Source organism: Kaistella yonginensis, from assembly GCF_030409525.1.
Classification (GTDB): Bacteria; Bacteroidota; Bacteroidia; order Flavobacteriales; family Weeksellaceae; genus Kaistella; species Kaistella yonginensis.
In genome coordinates, this window is sequence record NZ_JAUFQB010000056.1 from 1 (window position 1) to 15,437 (window position 15,437).

Here is a 15,437-nt window from a genome sequence, read left to right on the forward strand (position 1 = left end):
ATCTAAAATCACTTCCTTTACAATGATACAGTATCTGAATTTTTTCGTTTTTAAAAGAAGTATAAATAAAACAAAAATTAATTTATGCTAAATGCACAACAGGTATCAATTAAAAATCAAAAGTAATTAAAAAACTGTTGTGAAGGATGAATTTTTAGTGGAAAATAAATGATGAACTTCTGCTAAATACGATTACGCTAATTGCTTTAATGAAAAGATTTTCAGAAATTTAAACCTTCATTGTGGATAACTCAAAATTATTTATTACTTTTGCACCTCGAATTAACTAACAAAATTTATAAACAATGTTTGCAATTGTAGAAATAGCAGGGCTTCAATATAAAGTTGAGCAAGACCAAAAGTTGTTTGTAAACCGTTTGAAAGGCGATATCGGAGGAAAAGTTTCTTTTGATAAAGTTCTTTTAACTGTAAACGGTTCTACAACAATCGGCGCCCCGGCTGTAAGCGGTATCACTGTTGATGCTGAAATCATCAATCATCTGAAAGCTGATAAAGTAATTATCTTCAAAAAGAAAAGAAGAAAAGGATACGAAAAGAAAAACGGTCACAGACAATCTTTAACTCAAATTCAAATTACTGGAATCACTGGTTTCGATAGTAAGAAAGAAGAGAAAAAAGAAAAAGCAGCACCGAAAGCAAAGAAAGACGCAGTAGTTTCTGAAGATGCCCCAGTTGCTAAAAAAAGTACGAAAAAAGGAGACGATCTTACAATTGTTGAAGGAATCGGACCTAAAGTAGCTGCAATTTTTGTTGAAGCAGGAATTAAAACGTTTGCAGATTTAGCTAAAAAAAGCAAAGAAGAATTAGAAGCAATTCTAGATCCGAACGGTGCAGTTTATGCAGCAATGGATCCTACAACTTGGCCTCAACAAGCACAATTGGCAGCAGACGGAAAAATGGAGGAGTTAGAAACTCTAAAAAAAGAACTAAACGGCGGAAAAGCTTAATCAATTTAACCCAAAAACCTTAAAATAAAATGGCACATAAGAAAGGAGTTGGTAGTTCCAAAAACGGTAGAGAATCACATTCTAAAAGATTAGGTGTTAAGATTTTCGGAGGACAAGAAGCTATTGCTGGAAACATCATCGTGAGACAAAGAGGTACAACACATCATCCTGGTGAAAACGTAGGAATGGGTAAAGACCACACATTACACGCTTTGATCGACGGTAAAGTAGTTTTCAGAAAGAAACAAAACAACAGATCATTTGTATCTATTGAACCAAACGCATAATTCAAAAAGCGCTTTGAAAAATAAAAAAGTCCCGATCGCAAGATTGGGACTTTTTATATAGTAGGAATAAAAATTTAGTTTTTTAGGTGCTTCACCTGTTATTTTTTAAACTAATTCTGTCTAAGGCCTTATCTGACAAGAATTAAATAATATAATTTTTTTGTAGCAAAATTTTCTGCGACGATTATTCTAAAATCTGTTGCGCAGCTTCCTTGGTTTTTACCTTTTCGATAACCCGCGTACACTTTCCTTTTTCATCAAAAATAAAAGTGGTGCGAACGATTCCCATAAATTCCCGACCCATAAATTTCTTCAGTTGCCAAACCCCAAACTTTTCGATAATTTCTTTGGTCTCATCAGCAAGCAGAGGATATTGAAAACCAAATTTCTCATGGAATTTTTTTTGTGCTTTCACCGGATCTGCAGAAACGCCTAATAATTCATAACCTTGTTTTCTAAGTTGTGAAAAATTATCATTCAAATCACACGCTTCTGCGGTGCAGCCGGGGGTATTTGCTTTGGGATAGAAAAATACAACCAGCTTTTTGCCGGCAAAATCCACGGACCTTACGGTTTCTCCATCTTGGTTTTTACTTTCAAATTCTGGTAATTGATCGCCTACTTTCAACATAATGCTTAATTTTGTTCAAATTTAAACTTAAAATGACGAAAAAGCAAAGAGCTGAAACGGTTATGACGGAATTGGAAAAATTATATCCTAAAGTTCCCATTCCGCTCAACCACAACGACCCGTTTACTTTACTTGTGGCAGTGGCGCTTTCAGCGCAAACTACGGATAAAAAAGTGAATCAGATTTCGCCAAAACTTTTTGAAGTTGCGGGAGACCCTTTTAAAATGAAAGAATTAGAAGTGGATGAAATAAAATATTTAATCAAAGAAATAGGATTGGCAAATACCAAGGCTAAAAACCTGAAAAGAATGGCAGAACTCCTGGTGGAAAGGCATGATGGAATGGTGCCGCAGACTTTTGAAGAATTGGAAGCACTGCCCGGAGTAGGGCATAAAACCGCCTCGGTAGTGATGAGTCAGGGATTTGGTGTCCCAGCATTCCCGGTAGATACGCATATTCATCGGTTAATGACCTTGTGGAAGTTAACTTCCGGAAAAAATGTAGTGGAAACAGAAAAAGATGCAAAAAAATTATTCCCACGAACTACCTGGAATAAATTGCATCTGCAGATCATCTTCTATGGCAGAGAATACTCGCCGGCGAGAGGAAATAAGGAAAATGATTTCATTACCAAGATGTTATTTGAAAAATAATTTCCTTCGATAATAAGACGACAAATTGTACATTAGTGGAGTAGGCGCTCTACTTTACCAACCAAATCATCAATTTCAAATGGTTTTGCAAGAAATTCATCAGCACCGATATCGTCACAAATATGGCCAGCATCTGGGTGTGCAGACATGAGCATTATCTTGATATCAGCGGTTTGGCTATTATTTTTTATGTCCCTGGTTAAAGTTCGACCATCAAAACCAGACATTAGCATATCGGTAATGATTAGGGCCGGTTTTTCAGTTCCCATTTGAGTTTTAAAATCAGCGGGAGTACTGCAAGAAACCACATTGTAGCCTTCTGAAAGCAGTATACTTTCGATTAGCATACAAATGTCTTTGTTATCATCAACAATTAATATCTTCATCGTTTTATTTAATTTTCTAAAAGTGGAAGTGAAAAACAGAAGGTGCTTCCTTCATTTTTCTCACTGGTGACCCATATTTTCCCTTTGTGGCGATCCATAATATCTTTTACGATGAATAGTCCGATTCCGAATCCCGGAAAGGTCACTTCATCTTTTCCTGAAACGCGATAAAATCGATCAAATATTTTATTGAGTTCATAGGAATCCATGCCAATACCGAAATCCTGTACGGAAACAACTGCACAATCGCCCTCTACAAAGAGCGTAACCTTTACTTTATTTGCAGTTGGGGAATATTTGATGGCGTTTGTTAATAAATTATTCAAGACCTGAGTAATCCGGTCTTTATCTGCAAAAACTTCAATATCGGAAGCATGCTTTAATTTAAAATTAATTTGATGGGTTTGTTCAGCTGCTTTGATATCTTCAATGGTTTCGGTCACCAATTTTAACAAGGAAAAATAATCTTTGTGCAAAGGAAGCTGGCCAGATTCGATCCTAGAAATATCTAAAAGTTCGCCCATTAAATGATTGAGCTTATTAATCTGATTATCAATGGTGTTTAATGAGTTGACCAGAAATTGGTCTTCAGAATCGCCACGCATTTTTTTAAGCAGCTGCACATATCCTTTGATTGTCGTAATTGGTGTTTTCAGCTCATGATTGGCAATTTTAATAAAATCATTTTTATGCTGATCCAAGCGCTTCATTTCATCGATATCTGTGCTGGTTCCCACCCATTTTTTCACCGCTCCGAATTCGTCGAGTTGCGGGATCGCACGGCTTAAAAACCAACGGTATTCGTTATTTTTATTGCGAAATCGGTGTTCATAACTAAAGGGCATTTTATTCTTAACACTCTCGTTCCAAAGTCGCATGTTTTCCTCCTTCTCATCGGGATGCACAATATCCAGCCAGCCACCTTTCTCTAAAAAACTATTGTAGTTTTTCCCGGAATAATCCATGGTAGCTTGATTGAAATAGGTGAGTTGCCCGTCACTTTCGCCAATCCAAATAATTTGCGGAATAGCATCTGCCAAAAAACGGTATTTTTTTTCGCTTTCTTTTATGCTTTTTTCAAATTCTTTAAGCTCTGTAATATCACGTATTGTGCCAGAAATATAAGGTTTAGAGCCTTGATAATTTTCTAAAAGTCTGCCGTAAATTTCGATCCATTTTACCTCGCCATTTCGTAGAATTATTTTGGTTTGATAATAAAGATCACCCGTTTCTTTGGCTTGTTTCAAAGCTTCTGTGCGTACTTTTAAATATTTGGGATGAATATGGTCTTCAAATTTTTTGGAGTCGATGGTCTCGGTCTCTGCATCATATCCTAAAATTGATAAAAAACGAGGTGAAAAATTATATTTTTTCTGCGTTTCATAATCCATATCAAACCTGCCCAGCTTGGTTGCATCTAGGGCGGTATTAAGCTGGTGGTGGCTTTCCGCTAGCAGAATCTCGTTTTTTTTTCTTTCAGTAATGTCTTGCATCACACCCAGCATACGACTCGGTGTACCATCTTGATCGAAGAAAATTTTACCATTGGTAGATACCCATTTTAAATTTCCTTTTTTGCCAATAATGCGCGCTTCATATTGATATTTACCCGTAATTAAAGCCTGTTCAAAAGCCTTCTCTACGATGTTTACCCGATCGTATTCTATAACGTGATTTCGTAATTGTTGATGCGTGATTTCCGCAGCCTCATCGTATTCAAAAATTTCCGAGAGATAGGTGGAATAAATTATTTTTGAATTCTTTAGATTTAAATCCCATGTTGCCGTATGCGAACTTTCAGTCGCTAGCCGAAGTCGCTCCTCCTCATTTTTGATTTTATTTCGGATGCTTACTAAGTCTGTTACTTCGATTACAACGATCGCAAAATATTGTAAATCACCCGAATCACTATAAATAGGTTGGTAAACAAAATTAAAAAACACGTCCTGAAGAACACCCGCGCGCTTAAGTTTAAAACTTTGCTCAGGGGAATAAAATGGCTGTTTGTTTATTTTTACATCATCAAAAATTGAGAGCAGCTGATCTTTGGTTTCAGGAAAAACATCAAACATTTTCTTACCCAATATATCTGCACGTTTTTTTTGAACAATGTTCAGCCACTCATCATTTGCGAATTCGAAGATATAATCCTCATTGACCAAGGAAAATCCAAAGGGTGTTTTTTGAAGAACATTCTCCAAAACATACTCTTTCAGTCCGTATGGGATATTTGGAAATTTGTCTTTCATAAACGATCAAATATGAACTCGTAAAAATACTGTTTTATTTAATATTTCTTTAAAATATTTTCTGATTTATAAAGATATAGCGATCCATATTTAATTTATTGATATAAATCGATTAAAAGCGAAACGATATTGCTATTGATAATAAAGAAAAGCAAAACCATTGCATGATTCAACGCATTTTTGCTTAACTTTTTAATAAACTATTTAGTGCTTTTTAGACCATATTTCCATCTTGCGATCGAGAACATCCAAAGGTAAACAACCTTGATTCAAAACCTCATCATGAAACTGAGCTAGATCGAATTTTTTGCCTAACTTTTTCTCATATAATTCCCGCAGTTCACGAATTTTCAATGATCCAATTTTGTAGCCCAAGGCCTGACCTGGCATTGCCATATATCTTTCTACTTCTGCCGTTGCGCTTGGCTCATCGTAGGAAATATTACTCAGAAAATACGCTATCGCTTCTTCACGAGTCATCTTTCCGGTATGGATTCCTGTATCAATCACAAGTCGAACCGCACGTAACATTTGATCGCTTAAATATCCCATTTTTTGATAGGGATCAGTGTACAGTCCAAACTCTGGGCCCAGGGTTTCGCAATAATGTGCCCAGCCTTCACCATATGCGCCAAACCAACCGAATCGCATGAATTTAGGTAAGTTGGTGTTTTCCTGCTGCAAAGAAATTTGGTAATGATGTCCTGGGATTGCTTCATGCAAGAAGAGAGATTCCATTCCAGATGTTACATTAAATTTGGTGGGATCTGGGATGGGCATATAGAAAATTCCTGGGCGTTTTCCGTCTGGTGTTCCTTGAATATATTCTGCACTGGCAGTAGCTTCCCGAAACTTTTCGGTTTGGCGAATTTCAAAAGGGGTTATAGGATTTACGCTGAACATCGACCTTAGCTTGGGTTTAATTTTAGTCAAGATTTGATTAAAGGCAGCAATCACTTCTTTTTCTGTTTTATAAGGCATTGCTTTCGGGTCCGATTTCACATCGGTAATAAATTCTTCTAATGTTCCGGAAAAGCCTAATTCTTGTTTCACTTTTTCCATTTCTGCTCGCAACATGGCGACCTGTTCTAAGCCGATTTTGTTTATTTCTTCGGGAGTTTTGCTGGTGGTCGTCCAGCTTTTGGTGTAGTAGGCATAAATTTCATTTCCTTTCGGTAGCGCATTGATCCCATCTGTTGTCCTGGCTTTGGGTAAATAGTCAGTTTGCAGAAATTCACCCATTTTGGCATAGGCAGGGATGATGTTTTTCAAAATAGCCTCTTTATAAGCCGTGGTTAGTTTTTGCCTTTGCGCATTGCTAAAGTTTTTAGGAAAATTCTTAACCGGACCGAAGAAAATATTGGTATCAAAATCTTGGCTCGTCAATTCATCAGCTTTCATTTGAGGAATCATTTTGATGACCAGTTTTTTAGGTAGAATAATATTATTTTTTATACCCTCTCGGAAATTTTCTGCGGCTTTATCCATCCATTCCGGAAATTTTTCCATTCTTTTTAGCCAGTCTTCATAATCTTTTTCAGTTTTAAACGGTTGACTGCCTTCACCGCTACCCAATAATGGGAAATCGAGTGGCAACCCACCAAACTGAGTAAAAGGAATGTATTCTGGATGATAGGCATACCTTTCTATTTTATCTTTTAACGTATAGTCGAGTACATCGTACACGGTTTTATCCTCATCACTCAATGATTTGTAATCGAGTTTTTTCAGTTGATCTTGAACCGAACTGTAAAAAGAAATTTCGCCGGAAATAAAATCTTTGTCGATATTGATGGGCAATTGATCATTGTACCTGAGGTCTCCTTGCGAGGTGGCTTCCAGTGGGTAGAGTTTTAGGTATTGCTCGTAATAATTTGCGGCAATAGAATCTACCTCGATGGGAGTTATTTTTGTTAAGGGGGTGTCTGATTTTTTACAACTGGAGAATCCGGCTAATAAGACCATCCCTATAAAAGCACTGCGTATTAAATTTTTCATGACCATATATTTGAAGCTGCTAAATTAATTTTTTTTGTTCAATGTTTTACTATTTCATTACCCTACTGATTTCAACAGAATTCAAAAATGAAAATTACAATAAATTATTTTGCGCAATCAATCTATTTTTTATCTTTGCTTAATCAGTATCGTTATCAATTATTTAACTCAATTTTTTCTTTAGAAATGAAAGGGATTTTAAAAATCTATCATCCGGATGAAACCCTTAAATATCACATCCACAGCACTTATTGCAAAGCGGTTTACAGCAATACTCAACATTTTTTAGAAGTAGAAATCATTACCGATGATTCGCTGGATCATGTAGATGATGACTCCCTGCAGTACCATTTTCCACAAATTTCAATGAATCTCTCCGATTTTCCGATAGAAGATGCCGAACTTATGGGGAAAACATTTGAAATCAATGATGTTGAGGCAGATAATTTAATCGATGTCGATCTCTTTAATAATGATGATGTGTACCTTACTGGTAGTAAACTTTCCTTTAAAAATAATACAGATCATGAGTTAGAACTTTTCTGGGAAGGCAGTATCACCGATTTCTTTACCGACTCAGATCAGGTTATTCCATTTAAATTGAAATGCAATTTCAAACAAGATGAAATTGTGGTAGACGAAGATTGATCCTAATTATTTCGGCAAAATTTTAAATAATTACCTTAAAAACTGTAATATTAAGGTAATTTTGACGTTCAATTTTAAAATCAAAACAAACACATGTTTTTACAAGCACCCACGCAAATCATCAATAACACAATAGAAAAACACGTTTTTTCACTTTGGGAAATTCTTTTCGGAGGCGGCATCGTCGGAAATATTATTATGATTGCCATTTTTCTTCTGGGAATTTTAGCACTCTATATCTTTTTAGAAAGGTATTTTTTTATCAAAAGAGCTTCCAAACAAACACCTAATTTTTTAGAAAATATTAAAGATTTCGTTCAAGAAGGTAAAATTAACACTGCGGTGGATTACTGTAAAACCATTGATTCTCCGGAAGCACGAATGATTGAGAAAGGACTTGCTCGAATCGGCCGACCGATTTCCGACATCTCTAATGCGATGCAAAATCAAGGACAACTGGAAGTTTCTAAATTAGAAAAAAACTTGAATATTTTAGCGTCTGCTTCAGGAGCGGCACCCATGCTGGGATTCTTGGGAACCGTTGTGGGAATGATTATGGCGTTCTTTGAAATCTCCAATGTAACGGGCGCGGTAAGTCCAAAACTATTGGCCTCCGGAATATATACCGCAATGGCAACCACTGCCGTTGGTTTGTTTATCGGTATACCGGCTTACTTTTTCTATAATATTTTAGTTACCAATGTAGACCGCTTGGTTTTGAAAATTCAAACCCATGTGAATGAATTCCTAGATACGTTAAATACCCCGTTATAATGGAATTGAAAAGAAAAAACAGAGTCAATGCCGAGTTCAGTATGGCCTCCATGACGGATATTATTTTCCTATTGTTGATTTTCTTTATGATTACCAGTTCGGCCATCAGCCAAAGTGCTATTGAAGTGAAATTACCGACCGCCGATACCAGCAACCCAAGTGTTCAAGACCCCTCGGTGGTGACTATTAAAGAAGACGGCAAGTATTTTGTAAATGATAAAGAAATCCCAAAAGAACAGCTGGAAAATTATTTGGTAAACACGCTGAAAGGTGAAGAAAAACCTTCATTCACCATCCGAGCAGACCAAAATACCAAACATAAAGATGTGGTGTTTGTTATGGGAATTGCAGAAAATCATCAGTTTAATTTAGCAATCGCAACTACTCAGGAAGAGTAAGTGATTAATTCTTTAAAAAAAAGAATTTTTTAGAAATGCATTATACCATTCAACAGAAGAAAAACGATGAAAGAGACCGAAGAAGAAGCGCAATCCTGACGCTCCTCATTTCGCTATTGCTTTTTCTGGGAATCTTCTTTTATCAATTTACCAAAATTACAGAGAAGCCGGAGCAAGTGACCACCATGCTCATTAATTTCGGAGATAATAGAGATGGAGCAGAAACAGAAGAACCTGCCAACCAAGAAGGAAGCTTGGCGGCCAGTGCAGAAGATACGCCAAAACCAGAGCCGGTTAAAGAAGTGGTAAAGCCCATCGTAAAAGAGAAAATAATTACAGGAACCAATCCTAAAACGACCACTCCAAAAGCCGAAAAAATAGTCAAAGCAACTCCTAAAACGCCTACAAAATCAAAGCCTATAAAGAATAGTCCCGCAAAGGCAATCACCCCAAATTCCAACACAGGAACCGGAGATGGTAAGGGAACCGCAGCCATCGGAAACCTTTTAAAAGGCCGGGGCACCAAAACGGGAACACAAGGCACTACGGGAACAACAGGTAATGCTGGCGATCCTTTGGGTGGCGATGGAAATGGCGATAGCAAAATTGGCATCGACCGAAAATTAATCGGGTTTATTCCAGGAACCATGGGTCGTGGCGGCGCGCAGCCATCACACAGTTGTTCGGCGGGTGGCAATATCAATATCGCTTACACGGTTGATAAAGCGGGAAATGTGATTTCAGCCAGACGTTCCGGCGGAGTATCTGATCCTTGCGTAGTTTCCACATCGGTAACTTGGGTCAAAAAATACGTCAAAGCTGAGCGGGCAACTACTTCTTCAACAGGAGTTTACAGCATTACTTTTTAAAATTTTAGGGCGACAATTTTCCGCCTTCCGTTCCCGCTTTTTTATAAAATAAGCCCTTGCATTTGCCTTATATTTATTTTATAAAAAGAGCTCCACTCAAGTCGGGTCGCAAACCCTTTCTCAAATGGAGTCTAGGATTAATATCAAATTTTTTAGGATTTTAGCATCATGACAAATCAGCAGTATCAAGAAGCAATCGATTGGCTTTTCGTCCAAATACCAAGTTACCAAACCGAAGGTAAGATGGCCTACAAACCGGGCTTGGAAAACATCAAAAAGCTTTGTGATTTATTCGGGAATCCTCAAGAAAATCTTAAAATGATTCACATTGGCGGGACCAATGGAAAAGGATCGACCAGCAATATGCTTGCATCGGTATTACAAGAAGCTGGGTTTACTGTAGGATTGTACAATTCACCGCATCTTATTGATTTTACGGAGCGAATAAAAATCAATGGTGAAAACTGCGATAAAGGGTTTGTTTATAAATTTATCCAGAAATTAAGAACTTTACCGCCGGAAATAATTCCTTCTTTTTTCGAATTTACCACCATGATGGCTTTTGAATATTTCGATCAAAAGAAAGTAGATTACGCGATTATAGAAGTGGGATTGGGAGGTCGATTAGATGCAACCAATATCATTACCCCACTGGTTTCTGCGATTACCAATGTAGCGTTGGATCATCAGGATTTATTAGGAAATACCCTTAAAGAAATTACAGTCGAAAAAGCAGGAATTATCAAACCCAATATTCCAATTGTTTCCGGTGCTGAAGATTCAGTTGTGAAAAATAGGATTCAAAATACAGCCATAGAAAAAAATGCGCCATTCATTGATGCAACACTCGTTAAAAGTGATTTTAAATCAGATTTAAAAGGAAACTATCAACAGAAGAATATTAAGGTTGTTTTGGCTTTAGTTAAAGAATTGCAAGGTTTAGGTATCGCTATTTCAGAAAAGGATATTCAAAACGGACTATTACATGTTTGTAAAAACACCAAATTCATCGGACGATGGTTTGAGTTTTCTACGCAACCATTCATAATTTGTGATACTGCACATAATCAGGCGGGTTTAGAACAAGTCTTTGAGCAACTTAATTCAATTCCGAAGCATAAACATGTCATCTTGGGCTTTGTTTCCGAGAAAAAAATTGATGAAGTTTTACAGATTCTCCCAAGCCAATCAACATTCTATTTTGGGAAGCCCAACAATAACCGGGGTCGTCACCCACAAGATTATGAAGAATTATTAAAAAAATCAAAAATAAATTATAAAATTTTCGATTCTATACAAGAGGCCTATCTTTTTGCAAAACAACAACTTAAAAAAAATGAAATGATTTTTATTGGCGGAAGTAACTTTGTAGTCGGAGAATTTTTAGAAAAAAATTTGGAAGAATAGAAATTTTTTGTACATTTGCCGAACCAAAATTTGAGACATCAAAATTTGATCGGGCTCTTAGCTCAGTTGGTTCAGAGCATCTCGTTTACACCGAGAGGGTCGGGGGTTCGAATCCCTCAGGGCCCACCCAAAGAAAACCTCAGTTGATGCTGAGGTTTTTTTAATTAGGGCAGTTAGCTCAGTTGGTTTAGAGCGCTGCGTCGACATCGCAGAGGTCACTGGTTCGAACCCAGTACCGCCCACCTTTAAAAAAATCTCACCATCGGTGGGATTTTTTTTGCTTTTACAGCGTATGTTGAAATGTTGTGGTAAAACCTCCATTTAATTCTTTTTCAAAACTTTGGGATTAATTTGTTAATTTTAATCTCAAAACACAAGCCATGTTAGTAAAAATTTATGGGAGTGCCATTTTTGGAGTTTCTGCACAAACGATTACCATCGAAGTTAATGTTGATACCGGTGGTGTTGGCTATCATCTGGTTGGTCTTCCAGACAATGCTATTAAAGAAAGCAGTTATCGGATCTCTGCCGCTTTAAAAAACATTGGTTTCAAGATTCCAGGTAAAAAAATAACCATCAATATGGCACCGGCAGATTTACGGAAAGAGGGTTCTGCGTATGACTTGAGTATCGCTTTAGGAATTTTGGCCGCATCTGAACAGATTAACGCCGAAGAAATCAGCAATTACCTTATTATGGGTGAATTGTCTTTAGATGGTGGGTTGTTGCCCATTAAAGGCGTTTTGCCTATCGCCATTAAAGCAAAAGAAGAAGGATTCAAAGGAATTATTTTGCCCAAACTCAATATTCGGGAAGCTGCCATCGTAAGCGATTTAGAAGTGTATGGCATTGAAAATATAAAAGAAGTGGTGGATTTTTTTAATGAAGGAATTCCACTTGAACGAACAACGATTGATATCCGTAAAGAATTTCAGGAAAAAGTTCATCATTTCCCCAATGATTTTTCTGAAGTTAAAGGCCAGGAAACCGCAAAACGCGCAATGGAAGTTGCTGCAGCTGGTGGGCATAATATTATTTTAATCGGGCCACCGGGAAGCGGTAAAACAATGCTGGCAAAAAGAGTTCCTACCATATTGCCACCTTTAACTTTAAGAGAAGCTTTAGAGACGACTAAAATTCATTCTGTCGCGGGTAAAATAGGCACGGAAACTTCTTTAATGACTGTTCGGCCGTTCCGCAGTCCGCATCACACCATTTCTGATGTGGCGCTCGTAGGTGGAGGCAGTTACCCACAGCCAGGTGAAATATCGTTGGCGCATAATGGGGTTTTGTTTCTGGATGAAATGCCCGAATTTAAAAGAACCGTGCTCGAAGTGATGCGACAACCCTTAGAAGATCGCGAAGTGACCATTTCGCGCGCAAAATTTACGGTAAATTATCCCGCAAGTTTTATGTTGGTGGCAAGCATGAACCCAAGTCCAAGTGGGTTTTTCCCAGATGACCCGAATAATACATCTTCTCAGTTTGAAATGCAACGGTACATGAATAAACTATCTGGTCCGCTGCTTGATAGAATCGATATTCATATCGAAGTTCAAAAAGTAGAGTTCGAGCAACTTGCCGACAAACGAAAGGGAGAACAAAGTGATGATATTAGGCGTCGCGTTCTCATTGCAAGAGAGATCCAAAGCAATCGTTACAAAGATTCAGATATTCATTATAATGCCCAAATGGGACCGCGCGAGATTGAGAAATATTGCGAACTTAATGAAACCTCGCAAACACTCATCAAAAATGCGATGGAAAAGTTAAATCTGTCTGCCCGAGCCTACGATCGGATTTTAAAAGTTGCCAGAACCATTGCTGATTTAGAAGAATCAGAAGATTTAAATGCTGCTCATATTTCGGAAGCGATACAGTATCGAAGTTTAGATCGGGAATTTTGGAATGTATAAAAAATACCGCTCCAATAGAAGCGGTATTTAGCTGGATTTTCAAGCTATTTCCAACTGCGATTTGTTTTGTTGTTTTCTGATTTTTTTATGCCATTATCAATCGTGTACGCTACACCAACTCCGAGTGTTTGTTTTACCTGAGTTTTCCATATTTGATTATGGTCATACAATACATCTAAAGTGATGACTGAAGAAATATACTTGTTGATCTTCATATTTAAAACACCTCCGTACGAAAGAACCAGCCTTTCGGGATGGTCGAGATAGTTAGAAAAAACAGATGCAGAATTTATCAAAGTAATATTCTCCATTAATTGTAATTTGTAAACGGCTGTTCCTAAAAAACCAAACTGGAATAAAGAGGTATCGCCATCATTTTTTAAACCGTAATTTCCGGCGTACTGTAAATCTTTATCGAGTACGAAAGTCCATCGAGCATTGGCTGGGCGTAGCGTCATCGTAAAATTATCACTTGGTCTGTAGGTGAAACCTGTACCAATATTCACATAACCAGGCGCCATAAAGTTAGAGATTTTTGCTGCCGCTGGATTGTTTCCATCTTCATAACCGGCATCAAACTGTGTTAATAAACTTGCGCCAGCAGAAACGTACCAATTTTTAGAGATTTTCCTTCCGTAGTTACTAGAAAGGTTAATGATGTCTTGGGTTTTTCTATTCCCTAAACCTTTTGTGTTATTTTGTCCATAGCCCAGAATTACAATATTCTCTAATAAGTCATTACCTTTTTCGTAGGTCATATTATAATTTGATCCAGCGATCCAACCTACATTGTTTGCACCGCCACCAATCCAGTTCGAGAAAGCAGCTTGATTAAGCATTAATGTGTTTTGTCCTTGCACTGACCAGTGTTTTAAACTGTCTTGCAGTATCTCTTCGGATTTATCCTGTGCGTGTAGGAATCCTGACAATAGGATTCCCAATAAAAATAATTTTTTCATCTTTTAAGTGTTTTGTGTGTATAAATATAAATTTTAATTGCTTTTTTATTTCGTAATAAAAGGCTTGATCATTTTTTTATTTTTTTCTTTGATTTCAAAGCCAAGATTATAGGATAAAGCAATCCCTAAAGTTTGTTTTAACTGCAATCTTTGCATTTGATCGTGATCATACAAAAGGTCTAAACTAACCACTGTTTTAATGAATTTATTAAATTTAATGGTAAGTGTTCCATTATAAGCAATATCTACTCGTTCAGCATTAAAGAGATAATTGCTGAACAAATTAACCTGATTTACCAGATTGATATCTTTGGAAATATTTAATCGATAAAGAATATTGACCAAAGCTCCAAGTTCTGCACGAGTAGACTGCCCATCTCTTTCCAGTCCATACTTTCCTATTTTCTGTAAAGCGGGATCGGTCACAAAAGTAAATTTCCCATTGACCGGGCGAAAAATAACCTGAAAATTTTCATTTGGATTATATAAAACACCGACCCCGGTATAGAGATATCCCGGTGACATAAATCTGGAAATTCGATCATTAAATGAAGGATTGGGTGTGAGCGAATAATTATATCCTGCAGAAAACTGCGATAAAAATTGAAACCCAGTAGATAAATAATAATTTCGACCGACATCATATCCATAATTCGCCATGATGTTAATGTAATCTTCGGTTTTACGGGAAGATTCTGCTTGAGAAGAAACAAAACCATAGCCTAGTTGTAGGTTGTTGTCTAAGAAATGCAGTCCGTTTTTATAACTCAAATTATAGTTGATTTTTCCAATAATTCCGATATTGCTATTGCCACCGGAATTCCAGTTGGAGAACGAAGATTGGTTAAATACTAAATTATTTTGTCCGTAATAAAACCATTTTATAGGATCCTTTAGTTGAAGTAAATTATAAGGCGTTACGGGGATATCGTTTTCTGTTTTCACCAAGTCTACCTTATTGAAAATCACAATGGTGTCTTTAAATTGAACTTTAAACTTTTCAAACGTAGGATTTGCCAAACTGTCTACATCCAAGGAAACCGCATTCCACCTCTGTTGCGAGATTGAATCAATTTCCGACAAAATATTTCTATTATTTTGCGCAAATAACAGCAAAGAAGTTACTGATAAAATTAGGGTTAGCAGATTTCTCATAGTTTGCAAATTTAAGACAAACTAACAATTTACAAAACTTGTTAGGTAGAGTTTTCGCACATTTTGTCTGATTTTAATTACATTTATATAAACATTTAACCATAATTGTCCATAAATAAATTTGGTTGCGTTTTTGCCA

15 protein-coding genes and 2 tRNA genes are annotated in these 15,437 nt (G+C 36.8%); 11 read left to right on the forward strand and 6 right to left on the reverse strand.

What is annotated here, in order from left to right; translation table 11 throughout:
• Positions 1-305: 305 nt before the first annotated feature.
• On the forward strand, positions 306-968 hold the full coding sequence (rplU, locus tag QWY78_RS11250; protein ID WP_290219839.1) for a 50S ribosomal protein L21: 663 nt from the start codon (positions 306-308) through the stop codon (positions 966-968).
• 29 nt (positions 969-997) lie between these two features.
• Positions 998-1,255 (forward strand): 50S ribosomal protein L27, encoded by a 258-nt coding sequence (gene rpmA, locus QWY78_RS11255; RefSeq protein ID WP_290219841.1) that lies wholly within the window; start codon positions 998-1,000, stop codon positions 1,253-1,255.
• A gap of 184 nt (positions 1,256-1,439) precedes the next feature.
• Here rpmA and bcp read toward each other — a convergent pair whose 3' ends face one another.
• On the reverse strand, positions 1,440-1,886 hold the full coding sequence (gene bcp / locus QWY78_RS11260) for a thioredoxin-dependent thiol peroxidase (RefSeq protein ID WP_290219843.1): 447 nt from the start codon (positions 1,884-1,886) through the stop codon (positions 1,440-1,442).
• A 32-nt stretch (positions 1,887-1,918) separates the two neighbouring features.
• Here bcp and nth point away from each other — a divergent pair, with 32 nt between their 5' ends.
• Positions 1,919-2,539, forward strand: coding sequence for an endonuclease III (gene nth, locus QWY78_RS11265; RefSeq protein WP_290219845.1), 621 nt, complete (start codon positions 1,919-1,921; stop codon positions 2,537-2,539).
• A gap of 32 nt (positions 2,540-2,571) precedes the next feature.
• Here nth and QWY78_RS11270 read toward each other — a convergent pair whose 3' ends face one another.
• The 3 genes from QWY78_RS11270 to QWY78_RS11280 form a co-directional block, all read right to left on the reverse strand.
• The gene (locus tag QWY78_RS11270) at positions 2,572-2,925 is read right to left on the reverse strand and encodes a response regulator (RefSeq protein ID WP_290219846.1); all 354 of its coding nucleotides are present in this window, start codon (positions 2,923-2,925) and stop codon (positions 2,572-2,574) included.
• Between the two features lie 8 nt (positions 2,926-2,933).
• Complete coding sequence (locus QWY78_RS11275) at positions 2,934-5,174, reverse strand: PAS domain-containing protein (protein WP_290219848.1); 2,241 nt, start codon at positions 5,172-5,174, stop codon at positions 2,934-2,936.
• Positions 5,175-5,378: 204 nt separating this feature from the next.
• The gene (locus tag QWY78_RS11280) at positions 5,379-7,172 is read right to left on the reverse strand and encodes a DUF885 domain-containing protein (protein ID WP_290219850.1); all 1,794 of its coding nucleotides are present in this window, start codon (positions 7,170-7,172) and stop codon (positions 5,379-5,381) included.
• A gap of 87 nt (positions 7,173-7,259) precedes the next feature.
• Here QWY78_RS11280 and QWY78_RS11285 point away from each other — a divergent pair, with 87 nt between their 5' ends.
• The 8 genes from QWY78_RS11285 to QWY78_RS11320 all read left to right on the forward strand — a co-directional run bounded on the left by QWY78_RS11285 (position 7,260) and on the right by QWY78_RS11320 (position 13,184).
• Positions 7,260-7,820 (forward strand): hypothetical protein, encoded by a 561-nt coding sequence (locus tag QWY78_RS11285; protein WP_435389067.1) that lies wholly within the window; start codon positions 7,260-7,262, stop codon positions 7,818-7,820.
• A 93-nt stretch (positions 7,821-7,913) separates the two neighbouring features.
• The gene (locus QWY78_RS11290) at positions 7,914-8,594 is read left to right on the forward strand and encodes a MotA/TolQ/ExbB proton channel family protein (RefSeq protein WP_290219852.1); all 681 of its coding nucleotides are present in this window, start codon (positions 7,914-7,916) and stop codon (positions 8,592-8,594) included.
• Entirely contained in the window at positions 8,594-8,992 is a 399-nt protein-coding gene (locus QWY78_RS11295; protein WP_290219854.1) for an ExbD/TolR family protein, read from the forward strand. Before QWY78_RS11290 ends, QWY78_RS11295 begins: the two co-directional genes overlap by 1 nt.
• 35 nt (positions 8,993-9,027) lie before the next feature.
• Positions 9,028-9,861 carry a ferric siderophore ABC transporter substrate-binding protein gene (locus QWY78_RS11300; protein ID WP_290219856.1) on the forward strand — a complete coding sequence of 278 codons (834 nt, stop codon included), beginning with the start codon at positions 9,028-9,030 and terminating at the stop codon, positions 9,859-9,861.
• 168 nt (positions 9,862-10,029) lie between these two features.
• Positions 10,030-11,268, forward strand: coding sequence for a bifunctional folylpolyglutamate synthase/dihydrofolate synthase (locus tag QWY78_RS11305; protein ID WP_290219857.1), 1,239 nt, complete (start codon positions 10,030-10,032; stop codon positions 11,266-11,268).
• Positions 11,269-11,319: 51 nt separating this feature from the next.
• Positions 11,320-11,394 (forward strand) — tRNA-Val (locus QWY78_RS11310).
• A 41-nt stretch (positions 11,395-11,435) separates the two neighbouring features.
• Positions 11,436-11,510: transfer RNA gene (locus tag QWY78_RS11315), tRNA-Val, on the forward strand.
• A gap of 138 nt (positions 11,511-11,648) precedes the next feature.
• Positions 11,649-13,184, forward strand: a complete 1,536-nt coding sequence (locus QWY78_RS11320) for a YifB family Mg chelatase-like AAA ATPase (RefSeq protein ID WP_290219860.1) — start codon at positions 11,649-11,651, stop codon at positions 13,182-13,184.
• Positions 13,185-13,228: 44 nt separating this feature from the next.
• Here the strand turns inward: QWY78_RS11320 and QWY78_RS11325 are convergent, their stop codons facing one another.
• Positions 13,229-14,143: a DUF3078 domain-containing protein gene (locus QWY78_RS11325; protein ID WP_290219861.1), complete on the reverse strand. Its 915-nt coding sequence runs from the start codon at positions 14,141-14,143 to the stop codon at positions 13,229-13,231.
• A 45-nt stretch (positions 14,144-14,188) separates the two neighbouring features.
• Positions 14,189-15,298, reverse strand: coding sequence for a DUF3078 domain-containing protein (locus QWY78_RS11330; protein ID WP_290219864.1), 1,110 nt, complete (start codon positions 15,296-15,298; stop codon positions 14,189-14,191).
• Positions 15,299-15,437: the final 139 nt, after the last annotated feature.

What these genes read in the sequence shown, in the direction of transcription:
- rplU (WP_290219839.1), top strand. Translation starts at nt 306, where the DNA reads ATGTTTGCAATTGTAGAAATAGCAGGGCTTCAATATAAAGTTGAGCAA.
- rpmA (WP_290219841.1), top strand. Translation starts at nt 998, where the DNA reads ATGGCACATAAGAAAGGAGTTGGTAGTTCCAAAAACGGTAGAGAATCA.
- bcp (WP_290219843.1), bottom strand. Translation starts at nt 1,886, where the DNA reads ATGTTGAAAGTAGGCGATCAATTACCAGAATTTGAAAGTAAAAACCAA.
- nth (WP_290219845.1), top strand. Translation starts at nt 1,919, where the DNA reads ATGACGAAAAAGCAAAGAGCTGAAACGGTTATGACGGAATTGGAAAAA.
- QWY78_RS11270 (WP_290219846.1), bottom strand. Translation starts at nt 2,925, where the DNA reads ATGAAGATATTAATTGTTGATGATAACAAAGACATTTGTATGCTAATC.
- QWY78_RS11275 (WP_290219848.1), bottom strand. Translation starts at nt 5,174, where the DNA reads ATGAAAGACAAATTTCCAAATATCCCATACGGACTGAAAGAGTATGTT.
- QWY78_RS11280 (WP_290219850.1), bottom strand. Translation starts at nt 7,172, where the DNA reads ATGAAAAATTTAATACGCAGTGCTTTTATAGGGATGGTCTTATTAGCC.
- QWY78_RS11285 (WP_435389067.1), top strand. Translation starts at nt 7,260, where the DNA reads ATGAAAATTACAATAAATTATTTTGCGCAATCAATCTATTTTTTATCT.
- QWY78_RS11290 (WP_290219852.1), top strand. Translation starts at nt 7,914, where the DNA reads ATGTTTTTACAAGCACCCACGCAAATCATCAATAACACAATAGAAAAA.
- QWY78_RS11295 (WP_290219854.1), top strand. Translation starts at nt 8,594, where the DNA reads ATGGAATTGAAAAGAAAAAACAGAGTCAATGCCGAGTTCAGTATGGCC.
- QWY78_RS11300 (WP_290219856.1), top strand. Translation starts at nt 9,028, where the DNA reads ATGCATTATACCATTCAACAGAAGAAAAACGATGAAAGAGACCGAAGA.
- QWY78_RS11305 (WP_290219857.1), top strand. Translation starts at nt 10,030, where the DNA reads ATGACAAATCAGCAGTATCAAGAAGCAATCGATTGGCTTTTCGTCCAA.
- QWY78_RS11320 (WP_290219860.1), top strand. Translation starts at nt 11,649, where the DNA reads ATGTTAGTAAAAATTTATGGGAGTGCCATTTTTGGAGTTTCTGCACAA.
- QWY78_RS11325 (WP_290219861.1), bottom strand. Translation starts at nt 14,143, where the DNA reads ATGAAAAAATTATTTTTATTGGGAATCCTATTGTCAGGATTCCTACAC.
- QWY78_RS11330 (WP_290219864.1), bottom strand. Translation starts at nt 15,298, where the DNA reads ATGAGAAATCTGCTAACCCTAATTTTATCAGTAACTTCTTTGCTGTTA.